The sequence below is a fragment of the Geothrix sp. 21YS21S-2 genome, from assembly GCF_030846775.1.
Taxonomy (GTDB): domain Bacteria; phylum Acidobacteriota; class Holophagae; order Holophagales; family Holophagaceae; genus Mesoterricola.
On the sequence record NZ_CP132910.1, the window covers coordinates 4573519 to 4585854 of the forward strand.

Annotated in this window: 7 protein-coding genes; 4 read left to right on the forward strand and 3 right to left on the reverse strand. The window is 70.8% G+C overall.

Annotated features, from left to right (window positions below):
* Positions 1-31 precede the first annotated feature (31 nt).
* Entirely contained in the window at positions 32-3121 is a 3090-nt protein-coding gene (locus tag RAH40_RS20165; protein WP_306599426.1) for a sensor histidine kinase, read from the forward strand.
* Here the strand turns inward: RAH40_RS20165 and RAH40_RS20170 are convergent.
* The gene (locus tag RAH40_RS20170) at positions 3078-4487 is read right to left on the reverse strand and encodes an aminotransferase class I/II-fold pyridoxal phosphate-dependent enzyme (protein WP_306599427.1); all 1410 of its coding nucleotides are present in this window, start codon (positions 4485-4487) and stop codon (positions 3078-3080) included. The genes RAH40_RS20165 and RAH40_RS20170 overlap by 44 nt on opposite strands.
* Positions 4488-4557: 70 nt before the next feature.
* On the opposite strand from RAH40_RS20170, the gene RAH40_RS20175 reads away from it, so the two are divergent.
* Positions 4558-5709 (forward strand): sugar MFS transporter, encoded by a 1152-nt coding sequence (locus RAH40_RS20175; RefSeq protein ID WP_306599428.1) that lies wholly within the window; start codon positions 4558-4560, stop codon positions 5707-5709.
* On the opposite strand, the gene RAH40_RS20180 is transcribed toward RAH40_RS20175, so the two are convergent.
* Both RAH40_RS20180 and RAH40_RS20185 read right to left on the reverse strand, forming a co-directional pair.
* Positions 5678-7285: a cache domain-containing protein gene (locus tag RAH40_RS20180; protein ID WP_306599429.1), complete on the reverse strand. Its 1608-nt coding sequence runs from the start codon at positions 7283-7285 to the stop codon at positions 5678-5680. The two genes, RAH40_RS20175 and RAH40_RS20180, sit on opposite strands and share 32 nt — an antisense overlap.
* An 86-nt stretch (positions 7286-7371) precedes the next feature.
* The gene (locus RAH40_RS20185; protein WP_306599430.1) at positions 7372-8760 is read right to left on the reverse strand and encodes a lipase family protein; all 1389 of its coding nucleotides are present in this window, start codon (positions 8758-8760) and stop codon (positions 7372-7374) included.
* 223 nt (positions 8761-8983) lie between these two features.
* On the opposite strand from RAH40_RS20185, the gene RAH40_RS20190 reads away from it, so the two are divergent.
* Both RAH40_RS20190 and RAH40_RS20195 read left to right on the forward strand, forming a co-directional pair.
* Positions 8984-9751 carry a dienelactone hydrolase family protein gene (locus RAH40_RS20190; RefSeq protein ID WP_306599431.1) on the forward strand — a complete coding sequence of 256 codons (768 nt, stop codon included), beginning with the start codon at positions 8984-8986 and terminating at the stop codon, positions 9749-9751.
* Between the two features lie 177 nt (positions 9752-9928).
* A complete protein-coding gene (locus RAH40_RS20195) occupies positions 9929-12334 on the forward strand; it encodes an acyl-CoA dehydrogenase (protein WP_306599432.1) in 2406 nt (801 codons plus the stop codon).
* The last annotated feature ends 2 nt before the right edge of the window (positions 12335-12336 follow it).

Genomic DNA, 12336 nt, shown 5'->3' on the forward strand with positions numbered 1-12336 from the left:
TGGTAGGCTTGAGGGACCGGACCCCTCCCCCATGACGCGATCCCTCCTGGCAGCCTGCATGACCTTCGCGCTCGCCCTGGGCGGGCTCGGCGCGGACGTTCCCAGGGAGGCGGGCACGCCCTTCCTGCGTTCCTTCTCCCCCGGCGAGGCCGGGGGTTCCCATCCCCAGAACTGGGCCTTCGCGCAGGGCCCCGGAGGGCTCATCTACGTGGGGAACGGCCTGGGGGTGCTGGAGTACGACGGCGTGAAGTGGCGGCTCCTGGAGGCGGGCGGCACGGTACGCGCCCTGGCCTGGGGCCCGGACGGGAAACTCTACGTGGGCGGGGAAGGCGGCGAGACCGGGTGCATGGAGCCCGGCGTCACCGGAAGCCGCTACGTCTCCTTCGGCAAGCCCGAGGGGGCGTTCTCCGCGGTCCGCGGCATCCACCTGCTCCCCCAGGGCCTGTTCTTCGCCACCCGGGAGGGGCTCCTGCGCCGCGAGGGAGGCCGGACCTCGAGCCTCGTGGTGCCCGGCGGCGTCTGGAAGACCTTTTCCGTCGCGGGGCGGCTCTACCTCCAGGACCTGGCCGGGGACCTGTTCCTGTGGAGCGGAGAGGGGCTCCGGCCCGTGCCCGGCGCCGGCGCCCTGAAGGCCTTCCGCATCGCCTTCATGCTGCCCCTCGAAGGCCCGGACCTTCTCGTGGGCACCCGGGACCACGGGCTCTTCCGGTTCGACGGCCGGGTCCCGAGGCCCTTCATGACCGAGGTCGACGCCCTGCTGAGGCCCGGGCAGGTCTACAGCGGCACGCGCCTGGCCGACGGCGGTCTCGCCGTGGCCACCGTGAAGGCCGGGGCCTTCATCCTGGACCCCTCGGGCAGGCTGCGCTTCCATCTGGACCAGGCCTCGGGCCTGCGGGACGATACGGTCTACCAGGCCTTCCAGGACACCCAGTGGGGGATCTGGCTGGGGCTTAACAACGGCCTGGCCCGCATGGAGTGGCCGGTCCTGACCCGCTTCGACGAGCGCGCCGGTCTCCGGAGCTTCCCGTGGTCCATGGTGCGCCACAAGGGCGTCCTCTACGCCGCCACGGGGCAGGGGATCTCGTACCTCGACCCCCGCGGGCTGGCGCCGCGGTTCAGGGACGTCGCGGGCGTGGAGGGCCAGTGCCTCGCGTTGGCCGCGGCGGGCGACGACCTCCTGGCGGTCTGCAGCCAGCAGGGGGTCCTGGAGGTGCGGGAGGGCCGCGCGAAGGTCATCGCCCGGGGGATCCCGTTCCCGGCGTGCCTCCTGGCGTCCAGGGCCGATCCCTCGCGGGTCTTCATAGGCGGCCCGGCGGGCGTCGCCTCCATCCGGAGGAAGGCCGGCGGCGCCTGGACGGAGGAGGGCCTGGTCCCGGGCACGCAGGAGGACATCTTCGCCATGGCGGAGCCCGAGCCGGGCGTCGTCTGGGCCTCGAGCCGGTCCCGGGGGCTGCTCCGGATGACGTTCCCGCCCGGCGGGGGCCCCCCGGCACTGGCCCGGTTCGGCACCGCCCAGGGGCTTCCGGTGGACCGGTTCCTCTGGCTTTCGGACGTGGGGGGACGGCTCCTGGTGGGCACCTCCGCGGGCGTCTTCGCCCTCGACGGGGCCCAGGCGCGGTTCGTGCCGGAACCCGCCCTGGGCGCCCTCTTCCCCGAAGGGCCCCGTTCCGTCGAATTCCTGCGCCCCGGACCCGGCGGCCGCATCTGGATGCAGACCACGGACCGGGAGCGCAACGTCAAGGAGGCCGGCGCCGCCGTTCCGGACGGCCGCGGCGGCTACTCCTGGGAGGCGGCCCCCTTCCGGCGCTTCGCGGGGACCGACCTGGCCGAGATCCACCCCGGCGCCGACGGCGTGGTGTGGTTCTCGGGGCCCGACGGCCTCCTCCGGTACGACCCCGGCGTGGCCACCGGTTCCCGTGAGGGCCTGCGGGTGCGCCTGCGCCAGGTGCAGGGGGGCGACGGCGGGACCCTGGCCGGAACCGCCCCCCGGGTCCCCTACCGGAACCGGTCCCTTCGCTTCACCTTCGCCCTGCCCAGCTTCGACCGGGAGTCCGCCAACCGCTACCAGGTGCGCCTGGAGGGCTACGACCGGGACTGGTCCCCCTGGAGCGCGGCCCCGTTCAAGGAGTACACGAATCTCGCCGAGGGCGGCTACCGGTTCCGGGTGCGGGCCCGGGACGTCTACGGGATGGTGGGCCCCGAGGAGACCTTCCGGTTCCAGGTGCTGCCCCCGTGGTTCCGGACCTGGTGGGCCTACGCCGGCTTCCTGGGCTCCGCGTCCCTGGCGTTGTACCTGGCGTTGCGCGCACGCACCCGTTTCCTGCTCCGGCAGAACCAGGCCCTGTCCCTGCGCGTGGACGCCGCCACGGCGGAGCTGGTGCTGCGCAACCAGGAGCTCCACGGCCTGAACGCCCAGCTGAGCGATCTGAACGAGCAGAAGAACCAGCTCTTCGGCATCGCCTCCCACGACCTGCGCAATCCGCTCAATTCCATCGTGCTCTCCTCGGAGCTCCTGGAGGAGGAGATGGACCCGGGCCAGGTGAGGGAGATCTCGCGCCGGATCCGGGCCGAGGGCATGCGCATGAGCGAACTCCTGGGCCGGTTCCTGGACTACGCGGCCATCGAGGCCGGCACCGTGAGGCCCGAGCCCGAGAGGTTCCCCCTGGCCCTGCTCTCGGCGCACGTGGCCGCGCGGTTCGGTCCGGTGGCGGGCCGCAAGGGCATCGTCCTCCGGGTGGATCCGCCCGCCGACCATGAAGCCCATGCGGACCTGCGGTTCACCAAGGGGATCCTGGACAACCTCCTGTCCAATGCCATCAAGTTCTCCCGGCCCGGCACCACCGTGACCATGCGGGCCGAGGCCGACGGCGAGGGCGCGCTGCTGACCGTGGGCGACCAGGGCCCTGGATTCACCCCGGAGGACCTGGAGAAGGCCTTCCACCGCTTCACCCGGCTCAGCGCGCGCCCCACCGGAGGGGAGCACTCCTCGGGCCTGGGGCTCTCCATCGTCAAGCACATGGCCGACGCCATGGGGGCCCGGCTGGAGCTCGAGACCGCCCCGGGCCAGGGGGCGACCTTCAGGGTGTACCTGGCCGGTCCAGCCGGTCCATCAGGGCCGTGAGGTCGTCCCGCGTGGTGAGCGGGTTGATGAGGGTCGTGCGCAGCCAGGTGCGGCCCCGCAGCTGGGTCTTCACCAGATGGAAGGAGCCCTCGCGGACGATGGCCTCCCGTGCGGCGGACTGGAAGGCGTCGCCTCCGCCCCCGGCCCGGAAGCAGACGATGTTGCCCTCGGGGCGCACCGCAAGTTCCCAGCCGGGCCGCGCCTCGATGGCATCGGCGAACCAGGAGGCCAGGTCCACCCGGGATTCGAGGTACCGGGCGAAGTAGTCGGTGCCGAGCACCTGCAGGGCCACGTAGAGGTCCAGGCTCAGGAAGCGCTTGGTGCACTCGAGGGTGCGGTGGGCGAGGTTGTACCACTCCTGGCGGGCGCTGCGGTCGAAGAGGTACGAGGCCTGCTGGCTGAAGGTCTCGAACGAGTGGCCCTCGTCCCGGAACAGCACGGCCGTGGCCAGGGAAGGCATCATCAGCATCTTGTGGGCGTCGATGACCAGGCTGTGGGCGCGCCCGATGCCCGCGAGCCGCGGACGAAGGCGGTCCGATACCAGGAAGGCGCCGCTGTGGGCGCCGTCCACATGGAACCAGACGCCCCGCGCCTCGCAGATGGCCGCGATGTCCTCCAGCGGGTCGATGGCCCCGGTGGCGGTGGATCCCGCGCTGCCCACGACCGCCAGCACCCTCCGGCCCCGGGCTTCGGCCTCGTCCAGGGCCGCCTCCAGGGCTTCGGGGCGCATGCGGAAGCGTTCGTCGGTGGGCACCGCGATGACGTTCCTCCCGCCCAGGCCCAGCACCTGGGCCGAGCGGCGCACGGAATAGTGGGTCTGGTCCGAGGCCAGCAGGCACAGGTCCATGGGGGCCCGGTAGCCCTCCTCCCACACGTCGTAGGGCGTGGAGGCCTGGCGCGCCGCGAGCAGCGCCGTGAGGTTGCCCGCGCTGCCGCCGTGGGTGAGGACGCCCCCGGCCCGGGCCGGATCGTAGCCCGCGAGGCCCGAGAACCACTGGACGAGGCTCCGCTCCATGGCGGTCGAGACCGGTCCCATTTCGTACACCGCGGTGCCGTTGTTCAGGAGGTCCGCGACCATGCCCAGGAGGGCGGTGAGGGGCAGGGGGGCCGAGCACTGATGGCCCACGTAGCGAGGATGCTGCAGATGGTGGGAGCCCTCCAGCACCCGGGCGATGAGGTGCATGGGATCGGCCCCGCCTCCGCGGGTGAAGTCCGCGGGCCAGGCCCGGAGGGACTCCGGGGGCTCCCGCCAGGGCAGCACCGGCGGCGTCCCTCCCTGGACCTGGGCGAGGTGGTCGGCCAGGGCATCCACGGCGCGGTGGCCGAGCGCGCGAAAGGTTTCCGGATCGTAGGCGTTGTCGGGCATGGGTCCATCCTGCCACCTCCAGGATCGAACCGACAGGCCCCTCGGGCCACTCAGGGCGGAGGGGGTGCGCTTGAACCTGCGGATGGCGGCGCTGCTCATGGCCTTCCTGGTGATGGGCTTCGGGGACCTGAGGGGCAGCTTCCTGGGAATCGCCCGGGAGGTCTTCGGCATCTCCGCGGCCCAGGGGGCCCTGATCCCCCTGGCCGGCGCCTCGGCCTTCGCCCTGTGTGCGCTGCCCGTGGGGCTCCTTGCCACCCGGAAGGGCAAGCGCTTCGTCCTCCAGGCCGGCCTGCTGCTTACCGCCGCCGCCCATGCCCTTCCCTGGGTCGTGCTGTCCCGCTATGAGCACCTTCTGGCCGCCATCTTCCTCATCGGCGTGGGGATGACGTTCCTGCTGGTGGCGGGCAATCCGCTGCTGCGGGATGTGACCGAACCCGCCCGCTATTCCCGGAACCTCACCTTCGCCCAGTTCTTCAAGAGCCTGGGCTCCATCGCGGGACCCTGCCTGCTGCCCCCGGTCGTGGCCCTCGGGCTCACCTGGAAGGGCGTCTTTCCGGTCTTCGCCCTGGCCTCGCTTGCCGTGTGGGCGGTCATCACCTGGGTGCCCTTCCCCGTGACCCCCGCGGAGCGCCCCGCCACCCTGAAGGGCATGCTCGGCCTGCTGGGGGCGCCGCCGCTGCGCTGGAAGGTCCTGGGCATCTTCCTCCTCTCGGGTTCCGAAATGGGTATGAACAATTTCCTGGCCAGCCACATGGGGCTCACCTTCGGCATGGATATCCAGAAGGAGGCCATCACCCTGGGGCAGGGCCTCTTCTGGGTGAGCCAGGGGGCGGGCCGGCTCGTCGGGGCGCTGGTCCTGGCCCGCGTGCCGACCCGGAGGTTCATGCTGACTTGCGCGGTCGCGTGCCTGGTCGGCCTATGCGGCCTGATCCTGGGTACCCGGGGGGTGGCCATCGCCTCCGTGGCGCTTTGCGGCATGGGCTTCTCGAACATCTGGCCCTGCCTGTTCGCCCTTTCCCTGGAGGCCCGGCCCGAGCGGTCCTCGGAGATCGGGGGCCTGGCCGTCATGGCCAATGTGGGGGGGGCCGTCCTGCCGCTCCTCATGGGCTGGGTGACGGACCTCAGCTCGGTGCGCTTTGCCTTCCTGGTCCCCCTGGCGGCCTTGGCCTACGTGGCGGGCCTGGCCCGGGTCAGGTGCGGAACTTCCGGATGCGCTCCATGAGGCCGTCGGCGGATTCGGACTGGTTCTGCGCGGTCTGCGCCACCACGGCCACGGTCCCGCTGAGGGCCTCGGCGGCCCGGGTGTCCCGGGCCAGACGCTCGACGACCCCCAGGGTCCGGCCCGCCACCTGCCGGCTGGCCTCGGCCTGGGTCTTGAGGGCCGCGTCCAGGTCCTGGATCCGTCCGGCCATGGTCTCCGTCTGGTCCCCGATGCGCCCCAGGGCCTCGACGATCCCGGCCACGGTGGACTCGCCCTCGGTCACGGTGGTGTCGCTCTCCTGGATGAGGGCGGAGATCTCCTTGGCCGCGGTGCTGGAGCGCTCGGCCAGCTTGCGCACCTCCTCGGCCACCACGGCGAAGCCCTTGCCCTGGGCCCCCGCCTTCGCCGCCTCGATGGCCGCGTTGAGGCTCAGGAGGTTGGTCTGCCGGGCGATGTCCTGGATGATGCGGACCGCCGAGGCCATCTTGCCGAAGCTGCTCCGGATGCCCGCCATGGCCCCGGAGGTGTCGTGGCCGTGCCGGGACCCCTGGGCAGCGGCCTCCAGCGTGGCCCGGGCCTGGCCGCGGGCCTCCTCGAGGCTGGCGGCCATGCCCTCCAGGGCGGTGGAGAGGCCTCCGATGGCCGCCGAGACCTCCTCGGCATCCCGGCGCCCCGCGTTCATCTCCAGGGAGAGTTGCTGGGTCTCCCGGGCCATGGACCCCGCGCTGGCCTGGAGCGTGGCCGCCTCCTCGTCCAGCCGGGCCGCCACGGCGCCCAGGTCCCTGACCAGCCCGCCGAAGGCGCCCACGGCCTGGTTGAAGGCCGTGGCCACGCGGCTCAGGTCGCCCGTGGACGTCTCGGCGGCGCTGACCCGCAGGTCCCCCCTGGAAAGCCCCTCCATCTGCTCCGTCAGGTTCCCGGCCAGGGAGGTCACGGGGCTGAGCACACGCTTGGCGAAAATCACCCCGTTGGCCAGGGCGACGAGGGTGGCGATGGCCGTGAACAGGGCGATGCGGTTGCGGATCCCCGCGTACTCGCGCTGCACGTCGTCGATGTAGACCCCGTTCCCCACCATCCAGCCCCAGGGCAGGAAGGCCTTCACGTAGGAGATCTTGGGAACGGGGAGGTTCTCCCCCTGCCGGGGCCACAGGTAGGGGACGAACCCGCCCCCCTTGGCCCGGCAAACCGCCACCATCTCGTTGAAGAGGAACCGGCCCGACGGATCCTTGCTCTGGCTCAGGTCCGTCCCGTCCAGCTCCGGCTTGTAGGGGTGCATGATCATCCGGGGGGTCAGGTCGTTGATCCAGAAATACTCGTTCTTGTTGTAGCGCAGGGACTTGATGATGGACATGGCCTGGGTCCTGGCCTGGGCCTGGGTGAGTTCCCCCCGGCCGGCCCGGGCGTCGAAATCCTGGAGGATCCCGAAGACGCTCTCCACCGCCACCCGGGTGGCGTTCTCCCGGTCCTCGGTCACCTGCTTCTCCACGGTGGGGAGGACCAGCAGGACGGTCACCAGGACGAGTGGCAGGAGGGACAAGGTCACCACCATCACGGTCTGGCCGAACAGGTTGAGCCTTCGTTTGGATTTCGTGGCCATGGGGGCTCCGGTCCCCAGGAACAACGGCAGAAACCCGCCTTTTGATTAATTTCGATGGAAACCCCATGAGGATCAATATTTGAAATTCATTCTGCCGGCCGGTCCGGCGAGGCCCCGCCCATCCGGTAGATCCAGTCGAAGGCCGTGGGGATGGCCAGGAGGGCGCCCTCCACGTGGGTGATCCCGCCCCCGGGCCTGCCCAGGGGCAGGAAGGTGAACAGCCCCGTGGGGTCCGCGCCCTCCTTGCGCACGGCGCCCTCCAGGAGCCACCGGGCGGTGAGGGTGTTCGCGAGCGGCACGTCCCGGTCGTCGGGGCTCTGGCAGAAGAGGATGGGACGGGTGGGGGTCCAGCCCTCCGCCACGTCGTTCTCCTCCAGGATCCCCTTCATCGGACTCGTGGCGAAGGCCGGATCCTCCAGGTCCCGGGCCACCCAGTCCGGGTTGAGCAGATCCCGGAGGACGACGGTCCCCGGGGCGCGTCCCATGCGGGCGGCGATCCGGCCGTCCACCAGGGTCCCGTCCGTGAAACCGTTGATCCACTGAAGGATGTTCCCGTCCTCCCCGGTGGCGAGCAGCCGCGGGGTCAGGGTTTCCAGGGGGTCCATGATTCTCCCATAAATTGCGTTGTACCCCAGGAGCACGTAGGGGATGAAGAACGGATGCCTGAAAGGCTGGTTCCGGGCCAGGATCTGCCGGCGCGTGGTGCCCGAGATGTCGAAGGGCCCCGCCATGCAGGCCGAACCCGCAAGCTGGAAGGCCGCCTCCCCTCCGTACAGGGCCCGGTGGGTCTCCATCTCCCGCGCCGCCGCCAGGGAGGCGTAGCCGCCCTCCGAATAGCCCATGAGGAAGATCCTCCCGTCCCACGCGTAGTCGTTCCCCGCCACGTACGGGTCCTCGGTGAACCGGTCCCGTATGGCCTGGATCCCGTCCACGATGGCGTAGGCCAGGGACTTCCCGTGGCAGTAGGGGTGGAAGGAGGTCCCGTCCCCTCCCATCCCCGGCTGGTCGGGCATGGCCACGGCGAAGCCGTAGTAGGCGGCCGCCGCGGCGCCCAGGATCCATTCGTGGCCCCCGAACTGCGAGGCCACCCCCTCCTTGAGGAGGGACGTGCCGTGGGTGTAGATGACGATGGGCATGCGACGGTGCCCGCCCAGCCGCCAGGCCGGTGGGAAGAAGACCCGGCCGCTCTGGTGGATGGACGCGGTGCGCTGCACGCCCCGGTCGTCCAGGAGGGGGCGGCCCAGGTCGCCGTAGAGGGGTTTGCGGGCCGAGTAGCTGAGCAGGGAGGAGTGGACGACCCAGTCCGGCATCCTGGGGCCCGCCCATTGTTCGACGAACTGGGCGCAGGCGATGAAGGTGCCCCAGCAGGCCGGGTCGCCCGGGCGGGTGGGAAGGAGGGTCGGGGACGGCTGGGCGCCCAGGGGACTGGCAAGGATGGCCAGGGCTGCGCCCATGGCCCGGAAGAGGCGTTTCATCTGCGGAAGGCTCCGTTGGATAGGGTTTTGAATGGGCGCTGCGGGGACCGGACCCATGGGGGCCCGGCCACGATTGTTACCACCCGGATCCCGGGCTGTCGATCCCCAAGTTGCGAATAATTGCACTTATCATTCATTTCGTCCGGGAGGGCCCTTGCCGGAAAAATACGCGTGAGGGTCAACCCAAACAGGAGTAGGCTTCCTCAAACTTCCGGAGGTGCCCATGCGCCGCGCCCATCTCTCCCTCGCCCTGGCCGCCCTCCCCATGCTGGCCGGCCAGCCTCTCGTCTACCAGGACGGGACCACCCGTCTCGCCGGCTACCTGGCCACGCCCGCCGCCGGGAAGGGGAAGGCGCCCGGCATCGTCATCGTCCACCAGTGGATGGGTCCTACGGACCACGAGCGCCGCACCGCCGACGAGCTGGCGAAGCTGGGCTACGTGGCCCTGGCGGCCGACATCTACGGGGAGGGGGTCACGCCCAGGGACACCAAGGAGGCCGGGGCCCTGGCCGGCAAGTTCAAGGGGGACCGCCCCCTGTACCAGCGGCGGATCCGGGCGGCGCTCGACACGCTGAAGGCGCAGGGTTCGGTGGACCCGGGACGCCTCGCGGTCATCGGCTTCTGCTTCGGGGGAACCGGCGCCCTGGAGGCCGCCCGCGCCGGAATGCCCGTGAGGGGCGTCGTCTCGTTCCACGGGGGCCTGGACGTCCCCGCCGACCGTCCCGTGGGGCCCATCGCGGCCAAGGTCCTCGTCTGCCATGGCGCCGACGACCCCTTCGTGCCGGCCAAGGACGTGGCGGCCTTCCACGACGAGATGCGCAAGGCGAAGGCGGACTATACCTTCGTCGCCTACGGGGGAGCCGTCCATTCCTTCACCCAGAAGGAGGCCGGGGACGACCCGTCCAAGGGCGCGGCCTACCAGGAGGCTGCGGCCCGCCGGAGCTGGCAACATATGAAGGACTTTTTTGGCGAGTTGTTCGCTCGTCCTTGAAAAATTGAAAATACTATCTGGATATGCATATCGTTAATAAGCTACAAAATCCATCAAAAGGCCTTGCCATTCATTAAAAAAAATGAATCAAAGTCGATGGAATATGCGGCTTGCCGGAGAGCCCTTTCTGAGTAGACTGGCTTCACCCGATCCCCACCCACCTTCAAGGGAATTGCGATGATCCAGTTCTACTCGGCGGCAACATTAATCGTGATCGCCTTCACCCTGGCCTATTTCCGGGCCGGGCTGGCCTTCTGGACAGCCCTGGCGGGCCTGGCGCTCGCGGCGTTCCAGATCCGCGCCGGCGTCCCGCCGGCAGCATGGGCCGCCTTCGGCGCGGCGGCCCTCGTCCTGAACCTGCCCCCCTTGCGCCGGGCCCTGGTCATGCGGCCCCTCCTGGCCGTCTTCAAGGGCAAGCTGCCCCCCCTGTCCCGCACGGAGCAGGAGGCCCTGGAGGCCGGGACCGTCTGGTGGGACGGCGAGCTGTTCAGCGGCCGGCCAGCCTGGAGGAAGCTGCTGGCCCAGCCCGCCCCCGTCCTCACCGCCGAGGAGCAGGCCTTCCTGGACGGGCCGGTGGAGGAGCTCTGCGGGATGCTGGACGACTGGCGGATCGTGGAGGACCTGAAGGACCTGCCCCCCGAAGTGTGGGCCTTCCTGAAGGAGAAGGGCTTCTTCGGGATGATCATCCCGCGCCAGTACGGCGGCCTGGGCTTCTCGGCCCTGGCCCATTCCCAGGTGATCATCAAGCTGGCCGGACGCAGCGCCGCGGCGGTGGTGACGGTCATGGTGCCCAATTCCCTGGGGCCCGCGGAGCTCCTGAACCACTACGGCACCGAGGAGCAGAAGAACCATTTCCTGCCCCGCCTGGCCCGGGGGATCGACCTCCCGTGCTTCGCCCTCACCTCCCCCGAGGCGGGCAGCGACGCCGCCTCCATCCCCGACACCGGCGTGGTCTGCCGGGGCGTCTTCGAGGGCCGGGAGGTCGTGGGCATCCGCCTGAACTGGGACAAGCGCTACATCACGCTGGGCCCCGTGGCCACGCTCCTGGGGCTGGCCTTCCGGCTCACCGACCCCGGCCATCTCCTGGCCGAGGGCAGCGAGGGCATCACCCTGGCCCTCATCCCCACCTCCACCCCGGGCGTGGTCATCGGCACCCGCCACGACGCCATGGGGATCCCCTTCCAGGTGGGGCCCAACTGGGGCAGGGACGTCTTCATCCCCACCGACTGGATCATCGGGGGCGCCGCCCAGGCCGGCCGGGGCTGGAAGATGCTCATGGAGTGCCTGGCCGCGGGCCGCTCCCTTTCGCTGCCCGCCCTGTCCACCGGCGGCGGCAAGATCGTCGCCCTGGTGGTGGGCGCCTACGCGCGGGTGCGCAAGCAGTTCCGCCTGCCCATCGGGAAGTTCGAGGGCATCGAGGAGCCCCTGGCCCGCATCGCCGCCAACACCTACGTCATGGACGCGGCCCGCACCATGACCTGCGGCGCCCTGGACCAGGGCGAGCGCCCCTCGGTCATCTCGGCCATCGTGAAGTACCAGTGCACGGAGCGGAGCCGCCGGCTCATCTGCGACGGCATGGACGTGCTGGGAGGCAGCGGCATCTGCCTCGGGCCCCGCAACCTCCTGGGGCGGGCCCACCAGGCCATCCCCATCAGCATCACGGTGGAGGGGGCGAACATCCTCACGCGAACCCTCATCATCTTCGGACAGGGGGTCATCCGGTGCCACCCGCATGTGCTGAACGAGATGCGGTCCCTGCGCCACCCGGACGCCCTGGGCGAATTCGACCGGCACATGGGGGCCCACGTGGCCTTCACCCTCTCCGTCGCGACGCGGTCCCTGGTCCACGGGCTCACGGGCGGCCTGCTGGCCGATGCCCCCGGAGGCCCCGCCCGGCGCTACTACCAGCGGGCGACCCGCTATTCCGCCGCCTTCGCCTTCGCGTCCGACATCGCCCTCCTCTCCCTGGGCGGCGGGCTGAAGCGCAAGGAGAAGCTCTCGGGCCGGTGCGCCGACATCCTCAGCAACCTGTACCTGATCTCCGCCTGCCTCAAGCAGTTCGAGGACCGGGGCCGGCCGGCGGGGGAATGGCCGCTCCTGCGCTGGGCCTGCGAGGACGGATTCCAGAAGATCGAGGAGGCCTTCGACGGGCTGTTCAGGAACCTGCCCAACCGCCCCGCGGCCTGGATGCTCCGCTGGCTCACCTTCCCCACCGGGCGCCACTGCGCGGGGCCCAGCGACCAGCTTGGCCATCAACTGGCGGAGATCCTGCTGGAGCCGTCGGCCGTGCGGGACCGCCTCACCGCCGGCGCCTTCGTGCCCATGGACCCCCGGGAGCCGGTGGGCCGCCTCGAGGACGCCCTGCGCAAGGTCATCGCCGCGGAACCGGTGGAGAAGAAGCTCTGGTCCGCCGCCGCCAAGGGCGCGCTGGCCGCGGGTCCCGATGACGCCATGCTGGCGGACGGGATCAAGGCCGGCATCCTCACGGGACCCGAGGGGGAGACCCTTCGCAGGGCCCTGGAAGCCCGCCGCGAGGCCATCCGCGTGGATGACTTCCCCAGGATCGGCCAACCCAAGGAGTGACC